Annotated in this window: 10 protein-coding genes; 1 reads left to right on the top strand and 9 read right to left on the bottom strand. The window is 65.1% G+C overall.

All coding sequences use genetic code 11. The features are described from left to right. Positions 1–21: 21 nt before the first annotated feature. The 9 genes from edd to Q0071_RS22030 all read right to left on the bottom strand — a co-directional run bounded on the left by edd (position 22) and on the right by Q0071_RS22030 (position 15,021). Positions 22–1,842, bottom strand: a complete 1,821-nt coding sequence (gene edd, locus Q0071_RS22070) for a phosphogluconate dehydratase (RefSeq protein ID WP_298174722.1) — start codon at positions 1,840–1,842, stop codon at positions 22–24. Further along, positions 1,842–2,453: a 6-phosphogluconolactonase gene (locus tag Q0071_RS22065; protein WP_298174720.1), complete on the bottom strand. Its 612-nt coding sequence runs from the start codon at positions 2,451–2,453 to the stop codon at positions 1,842–1,844. Before Q0071_RS22065 ends, edd begins: the two co-directional genes overlap by 1 nt. Next, the gene (zwf, locus tag Q0071_RS22060; RefSeq protein ID WP_298174718.1) at positions 2,446–3,894 is read right to left on the bottom strand and encodes a glucose-6-phosphate dehydrogenase; all 1,449 of its coding nucleotides are present in this window, start codon (positions 3,892–3,894) and stop codon (positions 2,446–2,448) included. The genes Q0071_RS22065 and zwf overlap by 8 nt, the downstream gene beginning before the upstream one ends. A gap of 112 nt (positions 3,895–4,006) precedes the next feature. Beyond that, entirely contained in the window at positions 4,007–4,915 is a 909-nt protein-coding gene (locus tag Q0071_RS22055; RefSeq protein WP_298174716.1) for an alpha/beta hydrolase-fold protein, read from the bottom strand. Continuing rightward, complete coding sequence (locus tag Q0071_RS22050; protein ID WP_298174714.1) at positions 4,912–6,978, bottom strand: glycoside hydrolase family 97 protein; 2,067 nt, start codon at positions 6,976–6,978, stop codon at positions 4,912–4,914. Before Q0071_RS22050 ends, Q0071_RS22055 begins: the two co-directional genes overlap by 4 nt. A gap of 8 nt (positions 6,979–6,986) precedes the next feature. After that, positions 6,987–8,615, bottom strand: a complete 1,629-nt coding sequence (locus tag Q0071_RS22045; RefSeq protein WP_298174712.1) for an alpha-amylase family glycosyl hydrolase — start codon at positions 8,613–8,615, stop codon at positions 6,987–6,989. Beyond that, the gene (locus tag Q0071_RS22040; protein ID WP_298174710.1) at positions 8,612–10,459 is read right to left on the bottom strand and encodes an alpha-amylase family glycosyl hydrolase; all 1,848 of its coding nucleotides are present in this window, start codon (positions 10,457–10,459) and stop codon (positions 8,612–8,614) included. The genes Q0071_RS22045 and Q0071_RS22040 overlap by 4 nt, the downstream gene beginning before the upstream one ends. After that, entirely contained in the window at positions 10,456–12,006 is a 1,551-nt protein-coding gene (locus Q0071_RS22035; RefSeq protein WP_298174708.1) for a tryptophan halogenase family protein, read from the bottom strand. The genes Q0071_RS22040 and Q0071_RS22035 overlap by 4 nt, the downstream gene beginning before the upstream one ends. A gap of 213 nt (positions 12,007–12,219) precedes the next feature. Further along, positions 12,220–15,021, bottom strand: a complete 2,802-nt coding sequence (locus tag Q0071_RS22030; protein WP_298174706.1) for a TonB-dependent receptor — start codon at positions 15,019–15,021, stop codon at positions 12,220–12,222. A 309-nt stretch (positions 15,022–15,330) separates the two neighbouring features. Between Q0071_RS22030 and Q0071_RS22025 the strand changes: the two genes are divergently transcribed. Next, positions 15,331–16,365: a LacI family DNA-binding transcriptional regulator gene (locus Q0071_RS22025; protein ID WP_298174704.1), complete on the top strand. Its 1,035-nt coding sequence runs from the start codon at positions 15,331–15,333 to the stop codon at positions 16,363–16,365. Positions 16,366–16,643: the final 278 nt, after the last annotated feature.

Here is a 16,643-nt window from a genome sequence, read left to right as displayed (position 1 = left end):
AGGCAGGCGCTTATCTATGCATCAAAGACCCGCGAGCGCCAGCATCGCCGAACCGCCGCGTTCAGCGGGATCGGCGAAGTGGCGCATCATGGCGAAAAGCTCGCGGCCGACGCCGATGGCTTCGTCCGGCGCCTCGGCGGGTGTGCGGGCGGCCCATTCGGCCTCGTCCACCAGGGCGACAAGTTCGCCGGACTCCGCGCAGACGCGTACCATGTCGCCATCTTTGAGAAGGGCAAGCGCACCGCCCTTCTTGGCTTCGGGCGAGACGTGGATGGCCGCCGGCACCTTGCCCGATGCGCCCGACATGCGGCCATCGGTAACGAGCGCGACGCGGAAACCGCGGTCCTGCAGCACGCCGAGCGAGGGGGTGAGCTTGTGCAGTTCGGGCATGCCGTTTGCGGCCGGACCCTGGAAGCGCACGACGACGATCACGTCACGCTCAAGTTCGCCCGCCTTGAAGGCCTTCAGCACATCGTTCTGATCGGAGAACACGCGGCACGGTGCCTCGATCGTCCAGCGGCTGCGATCGACCGCGCTGACCTTGATCGTGCCGCGGCCGAGATTGCCGTGAACGAGGCGGAGGCCGCCTTCGGGCTGGAACGGCTCCGCCACCGGGCGCAGCATCGCGGGATTGAGGCTTTCGCGCGGGGCAGGATTCCAGCGCAAAGTATCGCCATCGAGCACCGGCTGCTGCGCGCCTTCGAGCAACGAACTGCCATAGACGGTGCGGATATCGCCGTGGGCGAGACCAGCCTCGACCAGCTCGCGGATGACATAGGGCATGCCGCCTGCTTCGGCGAAACCGTTCACGTCGCCCGAACCGTTCGGATAGATGCTGGCGACGAGCGGGACAGCGCGGGAGAGTTCGTCCATGTCGTCCCAATCGATCTGCACCCCGGCGGCGCGGGCGATGGCGGGGAGATGGATGACGTGGTTGGTCGAGCCACCGGTAGCGAGCAGGCCGACGATGGCATTGACGATGGCCTTCTCATCGACGCAGTAGCCGAGCGGGCGATAGTCGTCGCCATCCCACGTGATCTCGCTGACACGGTGGACGGCGGCGCGGGTCAGTTCCTGACGGAGCTTGGTGCCGGGATTGACGAAACTGGCGCCGGGCATGTGGAGGCCCATCATTTCCATCATCATCTGGTTGGAATTGGCGGTGCCATAGAAGGTGCAAGTGCCGGCGCTGTGGTAGCTCGCGCTTTCGCTCTCGAGCAGCTCGTCGCGCGTCGCCTTCCCCTCGGCATAAAGCTGGCGGATGCGCTGCTTTTCCTTGTTGGCGAGGCCCGTCTGCATTTGGCCCGCAGGCACGAGGATTGTCGGCAGGTGGCCGAAGCGCAGCGAACCGATCAGGAGGCCCGGCACGATCTTGTCGCAGATGCCGAGCAGCAGCGCCGCCTCGTACATGCCGTGGCTGAGGCCGACTGCCGTGCCCATCGCGATGTTGTCACGGCTGAACAGCGAGAGTTCCATCGAGGCCTGACCTTGCGTCACGCCGTCACACATCGCGGGGACGCCGCCCGCAACCTGCGCAGTCGCGCCCACTTCGCGGGCGAAGATCTTGATCTGCTCCGGATAGCGGCCATAGGGTTGATGCGCCGAAAGCATGTCGTTGTAGGCGGTTATCACGCCGATATTGGTGCTCTTACCGGTCCGCAGCGCGATCTTGTCGTCACCGGCGGCGGCAAAGCCATGCGCGAGATTGCCGCAGGAAAGCACGTCGCGATTGACGCCGGCATCGCGGGCGCGGGCGATGAGATCGAGATAGGCGCTGCGGCTCTGCGCCGATCGGGCGATGATCCGGTCAGTGACTTTGGCGACAACAGGATTGAGGGGCATCATTCGCTCCAGTAGATCGTGACGGGCGGGCCAAAGCCGCGCAGGAAGTCTGAGACGGGATAGGCGTCGGAACCGGCGAGAACCTTCTCGATCAACGCCTTCTTCGACGCGCCGGTAACGACGAGGATGATCTCGCGAGCGGCCTTCAATGCGCGCTTGTTGAGCGTGAGCCGGTCGAACGGGGCTTCCGGCGGCAGCGGGATCGGGGTGGTGGCGATCACCGTCGGGCCGGGGCGGACGAGCGCGTGCATGTGCGGGAACAGCGAGGCGACATGGCCATCCTCGCCCATGCCGAGCCAGACGAGATCGAAGGGCTGAACCTGCACACCTTCTTCAAGACGCTCGAACACCGCGCCGGTTCCGGCGAGCGCAGCATGAAGCTTGCCGAAATTGCTCGCCGGATGATCATCGGGCACACGCCGATCATCGGTCAGCGCAATGGTCGCGCCGCTCCAGTCAAGCTCTTGCCCGGCGAGCAGCGCGAAGACCTTGAGCGGAGTGGAACCGCCGGTGAAGGCGAGCCGCTTGGGGCCGGGCTGCGCCAGCACGCGGGCGATATGCGCGGCGACTGCAGCGGCATCGCCGGGTTTGGCCCAGGTGACGTCAGTCATGCCAGCTGCGCCCGTCGCGCTCGGTCAGCGCGATGCCGGCATTCGGGCCCCAGCTGCCGGCGGCATAGGGCCGCACTTCCAGGCCCGTCTCGGCCCAGACGCGGCGGATCGCATCGACCCAGGTCCACTGCGCCTCGACCTCATCACGCCGCACGAACAGGGTCTGCTCGCCTTCGATGAGATCGAGCAGCAGGCGTTCGTAGGCGATGCGGCGGCGAGCCTTGGCAAAGGCGGTGGTGAGCGAGAGGTCGAGGTTCACTTCGCGCAGCACGATCCCGCCGCGATCGAGCCCGGGCTCCTTGGCCATGACCTGAAGGCGCACGTATTCCTCTGGCTGCAGGCGGATGACGAGGCGATTGGCACCCAGTTTGCCGCCGCGCCCCGAGAAGATGTTGTGCGGCACGCCCTTGAACTGGACGACAATCTCGCTGCGCCGCTCGGCCAGACGCTTGCCATGACGCAGGTAGAAGGGCACGCCCTGCCAGCGCCAGTTATCGACGTGCGCCTTGATCGCGACATAAGTCTCGGTGTCGGAAGGCTTGCCGAGATCCTCGAGGTAGCCAGTGACGGCACTGCCGCCGACCGCACCCGCGCCATATTGGCCGCGCACCATTTCCTCCGCCTTCACCGGGCGCAGCGCGCGCAGGACTTTGACCTTCTCGTCACGGATCGAGGTCGCATCGAACTCGACCGGGGGTTCCATGGCGGTGAGCGCGACGAGCTGCAGCATATGGTTCTGCACCATGTCGCGCAGCGCGCCGGTATCGTCGTAGAAGCCCTTGCGGCCTTCAAGGCCGACGGTTTCGCTCACCGTGATCTGGACATGGTCGATCCCGGCGCTGTTCCACAGCGGCTCGAACATCATGTTGGCAAAGCGCAGCGCAAGGAGGTTCTGGACCGTTTCCTTGCCGAGATAGTGGTCGATCCGGAAGATCTGCTTTTCCGAGAAACCCGCCGCGACCGCGTCGTTGATGCGGCGGCTGGAGGCCAGATCGTTGCCGAGCGGTTTTTCGAGGCCGATGCGCACGCCTTCGTGGGCGAGGCCGGCAAGGCGCAGACCCTCGATAGTCGGCTCGAACAGGGCGGGCGCGGTCGAGAGGAAGATCGAGAGGCCGCAGGAAGTGTCACCGAGCTTTTCGGCAAGCCCCGCAAAGCCTTCGGGCTTCGAGGCATCGAGCGTCTGGTACTCGAGCCGCTCGAGGAAGCTGGCCAACTTGCTGTCATCGCGGCGGTCGGCGGGGAGGAACTCCTCCAGCGCGGCGCGGGCCATTTCGCGAAATTCGCCGTCATCGTGGACCGAGCGCGCGGTGCCGACGATACGCAAGGTGGGATCGATCAGGCCGTCCTCGTGTAGCGCATAAAGCGAGGGCAGCAGCATGCGCCGCGAAAGATCACCGGTTGCGCCGAACAGGAGCAGGGCGGAACAGCTGGTGGCGGCCATGGGCGGCAAACTCCTCATCCGGGCCTTTTGGTGCGGGGCCCGCAAGGCTCCCCTAGACCCGAATGCCCGGGGCTTCAGCACGCATAAGTATGCGAGTTGGAATGGACAACCCTCAGCGCCGGAAGAGCCAAGCCAGTATCTCCGGCAGGCGCGCGGCCCAGGCGTTCTCCTCGTGCTCAGCGCCGGGGTACACCCGGCTCTCGAAATCAGTGCCGCGCTGCCAGCCCAGCTTCGCGAACTCGGCGTCGATGGGTTCCTGATAGGGCGCGTAGAAGGCATCGAGCGTGGCGGTGCCATGGTCCATCCAGATGCGCCGTCCAGCGGGCGCGCCTAGCGTGCGATCAAAGAAGCCGGTCCACAGGCCCAGCGTTTCGGGATTGAGGCCCTTCACTGTATCGGGGCCGATGGCGGGCCAGTGCGAACTGACGCAGGCGGCCTGCCCATAGACATCGGGGCGCGCGGCGATGGCATAGCAGCTCATCAGGCCGCCCATGCTGGAGCCGGCGATGGCGGTATCCTCGCGGCCTGGGCGAGTGCGGAAGGAGGCATCGACCCAGCCTTTCAGCGGCCCTGCCAACCACGCAAGATAGGCATCCGAGATCACCGGGCCGCCGGCCATCTCATCCATCTTCGCTTTCAGGGCCGGCGGAGCGGCATCATAGGCCGGGCGCGGCAGATACTGGCGAAAACGGTCCTTCCCGGGGGCCCAGATGCCGACGATGATGCGTTGCTCGATCCCATGCCCCATGACCGTGAGCATGGCTTTGTCCGCCGCCCAGATCTTGTTGAAGTTGGAGTTCTTGAGGTCGAACAGGTTGTGCCCGTCGTGCATGTAAAGGACGGGATAGCGTCTGGCCGAAGTGTCGTAGCCCGGCGGCAGCCAGATCGTGAGGCGTTGGGGCGGGAGGCCCGCCGCCTGCACTTCGGTATATTCGATGCGGCGCCCCGTATCCTCCTGCGCAGCGGCGAGGCTCGGCACAAGCAGCGCCACGAGCAAGAGGAGGAAGCGCCGCACCATCATTTGCCCGGATGCAGCCGGATCGCCGCGCCGCCGCCGGGGGCGAGCCAGAGCGGGAGCTTGTCGCCCTTCTTCACGGTGAGCGTCGCGTAGGCGATCTTGTGGCGGGCTTCGGTGGCGTAGGTCGCCCCTTCCCCATCCTTCCAGATGGTGGCGGTGTAGGTCTTGCCCGCGTCGAGGAAGTCCATCGACAGCGTGAGATCGCGCGCGGTCGCATCGTTGACGCCGCCGACATACCAATCCTCGCTATTGCGATCCTTGCGCGCGAAGATCGCGTAATCCCCCACTTCGCCCGCGATGAGGTGGCTTTCCGACCAGTCGGCCGGCACCTGCCGGATGAACTCCAGCTCCTTGGGATGCGCCGCGAGGCTTTCGATAAAGTCCGAGGCCATCTGGATCGGTGAATAGATCGCGAGGTAGAGCCCGAGCTGCTTGGCGAGCGTCGAGGCCAGCGGCACGTGGTTCGCGCCCTCAAGGCTGAGCATGCCGGGGGTGAAGTCCATCGGGCCCGAGAGCATACGGGTATAGACCAGCGTCGGCTCGTGGTCCGGCCCGTTGGCGAACTCGCCCCACGCGTTGTATTCCATCCCCCGCGCGCCTTCGCGGTCGATCCAGTTGGGGTAGGTGCGGCGAAGGCCCGTGTCCTTGACCGGTTCATGCGCGTCGATAGCAACCTGATACTTCGCAGCAGTCTCGACCACCTTCATGTGGTGCTGAACGTTGCGCTGGCCTTCGTGCCATTCCATGCGTGTCTCACCCGGGACATCGCCGGGGGCGACGATGCCGCCCGCATCCGCGACATAGCCAGTCTTGACCGAATGCATGCCAAGCGACTGGTAAAGCTTCATCGCCGGTTCGAGCTGCGCTTCGTAGTTGGCGATGTTGCCACCGGTCTCGTTGTGGCCGATCAGCTGAACCTTGTTCTTCGCGGCATAGGCAGTGACCGCCTTGAGATCGAAATCAGGCACCGCTTCGGTAAAGCTGAAGTCCTGCCCGTGGCCGAACCAGTCGCCGTTCCAGCCCTTGTCCCAGCCTTCGACGAGGAGGCCGCCGAACCCGTTTTTTGCGGCGAAATCGATATACTGCTTGGCGCGCTGCGTGGTGGCGCCGTGGCGCGGACCTTCGGCCCAGGTCCAGTCGCCGCGGATCATGCCCCACCAGATGCCGATGTACTTCATCGGCTTGAACCAGCTGACGTCACCGATCTTGTTGGGCTCGTTGAGATTGAGCTCGAGATCGTTCTCGACCAGCCCCGCCGCGCTGTCGGCAATGCGGATCGTGCGCCAGGGGGTGTTGAACGGCAGGTCGCGGATCACCGCCGAGCCGCGCGAGGAAGGGGCAAGCGTGCTGCGGAACAGTTGGCGTTCGGCGCGCTTGAAATACATCGCCGCGTAATCGACCAGCGCAGCCTCATGGAACGCGAGGTGCGTGCCATCATCGAGGCGCATGGTGATCGGGGTCTGCGCGGTCGCGACGGCATCGATCGGCGTGCGCTGGTAGATCTGTTCCTCGCGGTTCCATTCGAGACCCGCGACCCAGAACGCAGTGCCAGGCTGCGCGACATCGAATTCGGTCCATTCGTCACCGATCTTCAATGTTTTGAGGCCGGGTTGTTCGGGCAGTTCATAGCGGAAGCCGAAGCCGTTATCGAACAGGCGGAAACGCACGTTCATGCGGCGTCCGGCATAGTCCGTGTTCTGCTCGAAGCGGACGAGCACTTCGTTGTGATGATCGCGCACGAAGCGCCGCTCGCCCCAGGGCTGTTCCCAAGTGCTGTCCGCGCTCGCGGTTTCGGAACCGGTGATGCGGAAGCCGCGCACGAGATTGAGCCCATCGGTCAGCGTGAAGCCGAGCTTGGAGGCGCCGATCAGGAGCTTGCCCTTGCGCGAGAGCGAGTAGACCGGGCAGTCGCTGCCATCGGTGGTGACGGTGAGGACAAGGCTGCCATCGGGCGAGGCAGCGCTGACAACAGCCTTCTGCGGCGCGGTCTGCGCCTCTGCGGTGAGCGGGATCAGTGTGGCAGCGGCCAGTGCCGCAAGCGCGGCCTTGCGGGTCAGATCGAACATGGGTCTGGTCATTCCTCGATCAGCAGGGCGCCGAAAGGCGGCAGGGTGCCGGGGGCAGCGCCATTGACGGCGCTGAGAACACGGCCCGTCGGCGATGCGGCGGCAGGCCACGGCGCCGCGTGGTGCCCCATGTTGAACACGCCGAGCACGCGCGAAGCTCCTGCGCTGCGGCGGAAGGCCAGCACGTTGCCGGCGGCATGCAGCACGGTGAAATCGCCGGTGCGCAGCGCGGGGTTGGCCTTGCGCAGCGCGAGCAGCGCGCGCGTCAGATGCAGCAGCGAGGCGGGATCAGCCTCCTGCCTGTCAACCGCGCGGCCATGGTTGTCATCGCCCAGCGGCAGCCATGGCCGGCCGGTGGTGAAACCGCCCTGCTCGTCTTGTGCCTGCCATGGCAGCGGGGTGCGCGCGCCATCGCGCGAGAGGGTGAGCGGCCAGTTGGCAATCGCTTCGGGATCCTGAATCTGCTCGAAGGGAATTTCGACCTGCGTCAGGCCAAGTTCTTCGCCCTGATAAATGATGATGTTACCGCGCAGCGAAGCGAGCAGCATAGCCTTCATCCGCCCGAATGGCTCGACATCCTGGGCGGCGCACCAACGCGAAAGCGCGCGGGGGGCGTCGTGGTTCTCGAAGGCCCAACTCGGCCAGCCCTTGCCCGGCTCATCCGGCCATTTGGCCTGCGTTTCAGCGACAAGCTGCGGCGTAAGGCGGTCGGCGTAGAGGAAGTCGAAGCCATAGGCGCTGTTGAGGCGCTCCTCACCGGCGGTGAATTCCTGCATCTCGGTCTCGGCGAGATCGCCGCCGACTTCTGCCAGCGTAAAGACCGCGCCATAGCGATTGCACAGGCTGCGAAGGCGCTCGATGAAGCCGACAATGCCAGGGTGCGACTGGTTGTAGATCTTGAGCTGGTAATCGAAAGGCCGGGTGCGGCGGCGGCCGTCGTAGGGCGCGGGCGGATTGTTGCGCAGGCCCGGGTCGTGCATCAGGAAATTGAGCGCATCGATGCGAAAGCCGTCAACGCCGCGGTCGAGCCAGAACTGCATCACGCCCAGCAGCGCTTCCTGCACCGCCGGATTGTGCGCGTTGATCTGGGGCTGGCTGCTGAGGAAATTGTGCAGGTAATACTGGCAGCGGCGCGCATCCCACGTCCACGCCGGGCCGCCGAAGACCGACTGCCAGTTGCTGGGCGGCGAGCCGTCTTCCTGCGGATCGGCCCAGACGTACCAGTCGGCGCGGGGGTTGTCGCGGCTCTGCCGGCTTTCCTCGAACCACGGATGCTGGTCCGAGGTATGGGCATAGACCTGATCGATCGTGACCTTGAGGCCAAGCTCGTGCGCACGCGCGACCATCTTGTCGAAGTCCGCCAGCGTGCCGAAGATCGGATCGACGTCGCAATAGTCCGCCACGTCATAGCCGAAATCGCGCATCGGCGAGGTGAAGAAGGGCGAAACCCAGATCGCATCGACACCGAGCGCGGCGACATGATCGAGCCGCGCGGTGATGCCGGGCAGGTCGCCGATCCCGTCGCCGTTCGCATCGCAGAAGCTGCGCGGGTAGATCTGATAGATCGCCGCGCCCCGCCACCACGGGAGTTCTTGGGCGGCGGGAACAGGGTGGGCCTTGGCGGTCGCTTTGGTCATTTGGTAGTCTGGGTCCCTGGGGAGGAAGGGAGAAGGCGGCACACCGCGCTGCCGAACGCGGGGAGATCGAGCATCACGCTGCCCGGTGCGGCAACGCGCGAGGGGCATGCGCCGAAGAGCGTTTCAAGCGTATCGGCCGAGGCGCCGACCACGCTCGCCACATGGATCGGCGCATCGGAGGTGTTGAAGGCGATCAGATATTCCGCGCCGGTGTCCGGATCGAAGCGCGAGACGCTGAACAGGCCGGGCTTTTCCGCATAATCGCGCACGACCTGCCTTCCGCGTGCAAGCGCCGGGTGCGCGGCGCGCAGGGCGGCAAGATCGCGGATCAGGCGGTAGAACGGATGCGCGGGATCGAAATGGTCGGTATCTGCGGGGCGGGTCGCGTCAAGCACGGGATTGTCGAGGTAACTTGCCGTCCTGCTCGGGAACATGTCCTCGCGCGAATCCGTGTCGTTGCCGTCGCCGACAAAGCCCTGCTCGTCGCCGTAGTAGATCACCGGAGAGCCGCGCAGGGTGAGCAGCATGACATGGGCAAGGCGCACACGCGCTTCGAGTTCAGCCTCACCGATGCCGGGGCGATCGTGGCGGACAAGCGAGGCAAAGCGGCCCATATCGTGGTTGCCGAGGAAGGTCGGCATCGCAAGCGCGGCCTGCTCGCCGCCTTCGTAGAGCACGTCGCCATCGAACAGGTCAGCCAGCACGCTGGTGCCCTTGCCCTGCCCCAGCACCGCGCGGACCGAGGCCTGGAACGCGAAATCGAGCACGGCCGGATAGCCATCGCGCCGGGTGTACTGGGCGATGAAACCGTTGCTCGGCTCTTCCCGCGCGACTTCGCCGAAGATCGTGAAGTTCGGGATGCCCTTGGCTTTGGCAGCTTCAAGCATGGGCGGAATGAACGCCTGCCAGAAGCCGGGATCGACATGGCGCGCCGTGTCGATCCGGTAACCGTCGATGCCGAAATCCTCGATCCATTGCCGATAGATAGCGATCATGCCCTCGCGCACGCGCGGGTGTTCGGTGAACAGATCATCCAGACCGACGAAATCACCGAAACGGCTGCTTTCGCCGGTAAAGGTGGTGTTGCCGCGGTTGTGGTAGAACCGGGGATCGTTGAGCCACTCGGGCACTTTCACGTGCTCTTCGCCAGCGGGAACAAAGGGCGTGTAGGCAAAAGCCGGATCGGTGAGCTTCGCGAAATTGGCGGACGAGGAATCCTGATCGCCGGCAAAACCGGGATTGCTGGCCGGGCCGCTCGTGCCGCCGCGGCGCGAATAGGGATAGTCCGCGCGGGAGCGATAGGCATAGGGAACCGCTCCGCCCTGCTCGCGGTACTGGATCACGTCCGCCGTGTGGTTGGCGATGATGTCCATGTAGACCTTGAGCCCGCGCGCATGGGCGGCATCGACCAGCGCCTTGAAATCGGCATTCGCGCCGAAGTGCGGATCGATGCGGGTGAAATCGGTGATCCAGTAGCCGTGATAGCCCGCGCTTTCCTGGCCCGGCGCCCCCTGCACCGGCTTGTTCTTGAACACCGGACCGACCCAGACCGCCGTCGCACCGAGGCCCTTGATGTAATCGAGCCGCCCGATCAGCCCCTTGAGATCGCCACCGTGATAGAAGCTCTTGGAACCAGGATCGAACCCGCTCTTCAGCCGGTCGCCCTTGAGACCGCCGCGATCATTGGCAGGATCGCCATTCTCGAACCGGTCGGGCAGGAGGAAATAGATAACCTCGCCGGCTGCAGGACGCGCGCGGACGGCCTCGAGCGGCACATCGGCACGGGCCGGCACGCTCGCCAGTGCCAGCGCGACCAGCGCGGCGAGGCGCACCGAGCGCTTCATGCAGCCGCACCCAGATTGAGCGGCGGCGCGGCGCAGTGGCGCGCGATGAAATCGGCGTGGCTGGGGTAGCGCTCGACTTCGCGGGCGTAGAGCGCGTTCAGCGTTTCGAGGTAGGATTTGAGATCGGCTTCGTCGATTGTCTCGGCCAGCGCATGGCTGCGCTCAGGCAAGATCCCTTGCCCGGCCATGACCTGGAACCAGCCCACTTCACCGAACAGTTCGTCGCCATGGCGGAAGATATGCCCGTTGGCGCGGAACAGCTCGATCCGCTCGTCGAGGCTGTCGGGCAGCGCCATGTCGCGCACCGCCTGCCAGAACGGTTCGGGGCGCTGGTTCACATGATAGTGCAGCACGATGAAGTCGCGGATGCGCTCCATCTCGAACGTGAACTGGCGGTTGTACTCGTCGCGCGCGGCCTGGGTCTGGTCCTTGCCGGGCAGAAACTTGAGGATGCGCGAGATGGCCGACTGGATGAGATGGATGCTGGTCGATTCCAGCGGCTCGAGGAAGCCGCTGGAAAGGCCGACCGCGATCACGTTGCCGCGCCATGCCTCGGTGCGGCGGCCGGTGGTGAAGCGGATGGGACGTGGATCGGCAAGCGCGGGCGCATCGAGGTGGGCAAGCAGGCTTTCCGCCGCCTCGTCGTCCGAGGTGAAAGCGCTGCAATAGACGCGGCCATTGCCGGTGCGGTGCTGGAGCGGAATGCGCCATTGCCAACCTGCCGTGTGCGCGGTGGCGCGGGTATAGGGCGTGAAGTCTTCCACCCGCCCGCTCGGCACCGCGAGCGCGCGGTCGCAGGGCAGCCAGTTGGTCCAGTCGACATAACCCGCGCCCATGGTGCCGCCGATGAGGAGGCCGCGAAAACCGGTGCAATCGATGAAGAGGTCGCCGGCTATCTCCTCCCCCGAAGCGAGGACAAGCGACCCGATATCGCCGCCGAGCGGATCCTGCCGGACTTCGGAGATCCTGCCTTCGCGGCGGGTTACGCCGCGGCCTTCGGCGAACTTGCGCAGGAATGCGGCATAAAGCCCCGCATCGAAGTGGAATGCGTGGGGCATTTCGGGGATGTTGCGGCTGGTGAGCGGATTGCCGCGATGCATCCGGCCCGCGCGTGCGGCGACATCGTTGATCGCATAGTCACCCGCCGGTCCAGCAAAACCAAGCCGCCGCGCACGCGACCAGTAATGATGGAAGGCGCAAAGGCCGACATCGCGACCAACATCGCCAAAGGCGTGCATGTAGCGTTCGCCCGGCGCGCCCCAGCCCACGAATTCGATCGCCAGCTTGAAGGTCGCCTGCGTCGCGCGGATAAAGGCGTCCTCGTCGATGCCGAGCGCCTGGTTGAACATGCGGATCTGGGGGATCGTGGCTTCACCAACGCCGACAGTGCCGATCTCTTCGGATTCGACGAGCTTGACGGTGAAGCCGGTATCAAGGAAGTGCCCGAAGGCTGCTGCAACCATCCAACCGGCCGTGCCGCCGCCGGCCACGACGATGCGCACAGGACCGGAGTCACTCGCGCTGCCGCTGGTCTCAGTGCTGCTCATGGCAGGCTCCCTGTAGCCCGAATGACGGGGCGGTCCGGATGGTGAACGTGGGCGCCGGGCGGCCAGTGGCAGACATGGCAGGCACGGCGAACTCGGCGCGGCTGACCGGAACCCCGGCAGCCTGCCAACGTGTTCTCTTGGTTTCAGGCATCGGCGGAAGGTACCGGGCGGATGGACTTGCAGCAAGCCATCCGCCCGAACCCCGCATAGGTATTAGAACTTGTAGCTGACCGCCACGTAGAAGTCGCGGCCGTAGCGCTGATAGTCGATCACCTGGCGCGGATCGTTGTTCTGGTAGGTGATGAACGGACGATCGGTGAGGTTGCGCGCCTGGAACAGGATCGAGAGGCCTTCAAGCGCCGAACCGGGCTGGAAGTCATACCCGATCTGGGCGTCGAGGATGCCTTCCGCCTTCGCCGTGCGGTAGGTCGGGTTGGCCGAAAGACCGGCGACCTCGGCGAGGAACTTCGAGCGGTAGCGATACGAGGCACGCAGCTGGAGGCCGTGCTTTTCGTAGTAGAGCGAGGCGTTGCCCACCCAATCCGACAGGCCCGGCAGGGTGATCGCGTTCGTCGGATCGCTGTTCAGGCGGATCGTGCTGTCGGTGTACGAGCCACTGCCATAGAAGCCGAAGCCGTCAAGCGAAGGCGAAACCAGCGAGAACGGCAGCGAGAGCGTGAACTCCGCACCCTTGAGCGAACCACCGCCATCGTTCAGCGGCTGCGAGACGACACCGATCGTCGTCGCGAGCTGGCTGCGGATTTCCGCAGGAAGCGACGCCGCCACGCTGGCAAAGTCGAACGGCAGGTTGCGCTGCGGGTTCACGAAGTCCGTGAGCTTCTTGTAGTAACCCGCCAGCGAGACATAGCCGCCCTTGGGGAAGTAGTGTTCGACCGAGACGTCCACGTTGGCCGAACGATAGGGGCGCAGCCGCGCGTTGCCACCGTTCGACTGGAAGAACGGCCGGGTCGGATCATTTGAACCAAGGTTTTGGATGTTGAAGTTCAGCTCCTGGTTCACACGCTCCTGGTCAAGGCGCGGACGCACCATGCTGAGCGAGGCGGCCAGCTTTACGTAAGTCGCATTGGCAACTTCGAGCGAGAAGTTCGCGCTCGGCAGGACGCGCCAGAACTTGTCACCGCCAGTCGCGGGAACGACGAGAACGGTGCCGGTGGCAGAATCGAAGTTCGAGATCGAACCGGTCGAGCTCTGGTCTGTGTAGACCGCCTGCACACCGATCGAGCCCGTCAGCTTCTTGCCGCCAACATCGCCATCAAGCTTGATCATGCCATAAGCGGTCCACACCTTCTCGGTGACGGTGTTGTCGCGCACCAGCGAGACCGGGCGATTGTCGAAGACCGACGCCAGCGAGTTGTTGACGAGGTAGACGGGATCGAGCGCGAGCATCTGCGGCACACCGAGGTACGCCAGCGGCACGGTGCCGATGACGGCCTGATCGGGGATCGGCGCGAACTTCGTCGTACCGCTGTCCACCGAGCAGTTGCTGCCCGGGCCCTTGGGGCAGAGGAAGAACGAGGTGAACGCCGAGGTCTTCTTGCGGCGGCTGAAGTTGCCGCCGACCTGCCAGCCCGAGACCGGGCCAGCGCCTTCGATCGAACCATCGAGGTCCGCGCGCAGCGAGATCAGCTCGTCCTTGAACTTCGGACGGTTGAGGAAGCCGGCCTGCACGACGGCTTTGGTACCGTTGTAGCCCCAGCCACGCGGATCGGTCAGGCCGAAGATCGACTTGTCCGCGTAGTTGAGCGTCGGGACGATATCGAAAGTGCCGTTGGGATTGGCCGAGATCTTCAGCGTGTCCGAAGGACCGGTCGCGCCATAGCCGGTGCCGGTGTAGGTCTCGAGCAGGTCGTCGGTGCGCTTGGCCATGCTGTAGGCCGCGTCAACGTTCAGGTTGATCTTGTCGCTGAGCTTGATCTGGTTGTTCCAGCCCACCGAGAAGTTGTCGGCTTCGCGACGGTTGCGGTCGTTGCGCTGCACGGCGTGGACACCAGAGATCGTCGCTTCCGTGACAAAGCCGTTGTCAACCTTGTAACCCGGCGCGACCGTGGCGCCCGAACCCCAGTCCGGAGCGATGGGGAATTCGATGCCGCGCAGGATCTGGGTTTCCTTGAAGTGCGAATAGAGCACATCGAGGGTCGAATGGAAGTTGTCGTTCGGCTGATACTCGAGGGTTGCAACCGCACCGTAGCGCTGCAGCTTGTTCGACTGGACGTAGGGCTTTGCACCGCCAAGGAGGAGCGCACCGCCGGTCGAACCGCTGTTGGGGAAGCCCCACGCGTTGTAGCGCTCGTTCTGCGAAGGCGCGTCGGTCGCCGAAAGACCGATCGCGATACCGAAGGTGTCGTTGGCGAACTTGTCGACATAGGCCGCAGAGGCGCGGTAGCCATAGCGGCTGCCATCGGGGTTGAGCTTCTTTGCGCCGTTCATCTGCCCGCGCAGCTGCAGCGAGATGATGCGGTCCTTCTGCGCCAGGGGGCGCAGCATGCGCAGATCGACCGTACCGGCGATACCGGCAGCGACCAGCGACGGCGTCGGGGCCTTGTAGACGACGACGTTCTTGAAGAATTCGGCCGGGTACTGGTCGTACTCGACGCCGCGGTTGTCACCGACGGTGACCTGCTCGCGGCCGTTCAGCAGGGTGGTGCCGAAGTCCGGGCCAAGGCCGCGGATCGAGAGGCGCTGGTCGCGGCCTTCGAGGCGCTGCGAGGTGACGCCGGGCAGACGGGCGAGCGAGTCCGCGATCGACACGTCGGGCAGCTTGCCGATGTCTTCAGCCGAAAGCGCTTCGACGATGGTCGGCGCAACGCGCTTGATCGAGGCCGAAGCATTCAGCGAGGCGCGGTAGCCGGTGACGACGATGGCACCATCATCGGCAGCGGGCGCTTCGGCAGCGGCCTGCGGAGCGGCTTCCTGCGCGAAGGCAGGCGCGGCAAGAGCGGCAGCGGTCAGCGCGATCGCCGAACTGCCGAGCGTAAAAAGGGTGTGCTTAGCCATGGAAATCAGATCTCCCCCATGCGGCCAAATCGTGGCCTCGACGTTGTCGGAACGCGGTTTTTCCGCCTTCAGTACGCGATGCTGGGTAGAACCGGAGCGGTTCCGAACGAATATGGCATACGTATACCATCGGGATTCCGGGGGTTTAGCGCACTTCGGTGAGGCTGAATTGTCACGCTCTGCCCCTGCCGGATCGGCTGAAGGCACTGAGTCCACGGGGGCAATTGCATCCATGCATTTCCATGCGTAGGTTACGAGCATGCCGACCGTGCGGGAAAAACCGCGGCGGCGTGGAGGAGGTTGCACGCGATGGGCCGCAGGCCGTCCAACAAGCCGACCAGTTTCGACATCGCCTATCTGGCGGGGGTTTCGCAGCCGACGGTGAGCCGGGCGCTGCGCGGCAGCAAGTCGGTCAGCCTTGCCACGCGCCAGAAGATCGAGGCGATTGCCCGCCAGCTGGGCTATACGGTCGACAAGAACGCGTCCTCGCTGCGTTCGCAGCGGTCCAACACGCTGGCGCTGCTGTTCTTCGAGGATCCGACCCCGGACGAATCCGGCATCAATCCGTTCTTTCTGGCAATGCTGGGTTCGATCACGCGGCACTGCGCGGCGCGCGGGCTCGATCTCCTGATCTCGTTCCAGCGGCTCGATGATGACTGGCACAAGCGCTATCAGGACAGTCACCGCGCCGACGGGCTGATCCTGCTGGGCTATGGCGACTACACCCTCTACGAGAGCCGGCTGCGCCAATTGGTGCGCAGCGGCGCGCATTTCGTGCGCTGGGGCGCGGTGGAGCCCGACACCATCGGCGCGACGGTCGGCTCCGACAATTTCGGCGCGGGGCGGCTGGCGGGCGAGCATCTGCTGGCGCGCGGACGCCGGAAAATCGCGTTCCTGGGCCAGGCAGACAGTCACTATCCCGAGTTCAAGAACCGCTACGAGGGGCTTGTCCGGGCGGTCGAGACCGCGGGCCTTACGCATGATCCCGAGCTCGTGGTGCCGGCGATTTCCTCCGAGGAGCTGGGCTATCAGGCCGCCCGCAAGCTGCTCAAGAGCGGCAAACCCTTCGACGCCGTTTTTGCAGCAAGCGACCTGATCGCGATCGGGGCGATGCGGGCGCTGGCCGAGGCTGGCCTCAGCATTCCCGGCGATGTTGCGGTGGTCGGCTTCGACGACATCCCCGCAGCAAGCCTCACTTCGCCGCCATTGACGACGGTGATGCAGGACATGCGCCATGCCGGGGTTGCCCTGGTCGAGACAGTCATGGCGCAAGTCGAGGACAAGCCCCCGCCCTCGCCGTTCCTGCCGACCCGGCTCGTCGTGCGCGGCAGCACCGGCGGCTAGCGCATCGGTGCATGAAAATGCGCAGCATATGGATGACATTCGTATGCATTGCTGCCCGTGGGGGCGCGCTGCCCTAGGGTTGGCTCGCGAAAACAAAGCAAATGCCTGCGCACCACGGCGCATGGGGGAGCCGAAAACCGCGTGAAAACCCGCCCAAAACCGCAGCAGTCCTTCTGGGGACTGTGGAACGTGAGCTTCGGCTTCTTCGGCATCCAGCTCGCCTTCGGGCTGCAGAACGCCAACATCAGCCGCATTTTCCAGTCGCTCGGCAGCAGCGT

The sequence above is a fragment of the Novosphingobium sp. genome (assembly GCF_027486195.1).
In the GTDB taxonomy this organism is placed as follows: Bacteria; Pseudomonadota; Alphaproteobacteria; order Sphingomonadales; family Sphingomonadaceae; genus Novosphingobium.
Note: the sequence above shows the minus strand (reverse complement) of the source record. Positions and strands in the feature narration are given on the sequence as shown.

What these genes read in the sequence shown, in the direction of transcription:
- Q0071_RS22055 (WP_298174716.1), bottom strand. Translation starts at nt 4,915, where the DNA reads ATGATGGTGCGGCGCTTCCTCCTCTTGCTCGTGGCGCTGCTTGTGCCG.
- edd (WP_298174722.1), bottom strand. Translation starts at nt 1,842, where the DNA reads ATGCCCCTCAATCCTGTTGTCGCCAAAGTCACTGACCGGATCATCGCC.
- Q0071_RS22045 (WP_298174712.1), bottom strand. Translation starts at nt 8,615, where the DNA reads ATGACCAAAGCGACCGCCAAGGCCCACCCTGTTCCCGCCGCCCAAGAA.
- Q0071_RS22035 (WP_298174708.1), bottom strand. Translation starts at nt 12,006, where the DNA reads ATGAGCAGCACTGAGACCAGCGGCAGCGCGAGTGACTCCGGTCCTGTG.
- Q0071_RS22025 (WP_298174704.1), top strand. Translation starts at nt 15,331, where the DNA reads ATGGGCCGCAGGCCGTCCAACAAGCCGACCAGTTTCGACATCGCCTAT.
- Q0071_RS22065 (WP_298174720.1), bottom strand. Translation starts at nt 2,453, where the DNA reads ATGACTGACGTCACCTGGGCCAAACCCGGCGATGCCGCTGCAGTCGCC.
- Q0071_RS22040 (WP_298174710.1), bottom strand. Translation starts at nt 10,459, where the DNA reads ATGAAGCGCTCGGTGCGCCTCGCCGCGCTGGTCGCGCTGGCACTGGCG.
- zwf (WP_298174718.1), bottom strand. Translation starts at nt 3,894, where the DNA reads ATGGCCGCCACCAGCTGTTCCGCCCTGCTCCTGTTCGGCGCAACCGGT.
- Q0071_RS22050 (WP_298174714.1), bottom strand. Translation starts at nt 6,978, where the DNA reads ATGTTCGATCTGACCCGCAAGGCCGCGCTTGCGGCACTGGCCGCTGCC.
- Q0071_RS22030 (WP_298174706.1), bottom strand. Translation starts at nt 15,021, where the DNA reads ATGGCTAAGCACACCCTTTTTACGCTCGGCAGTTCGGCGATCGCGCTG.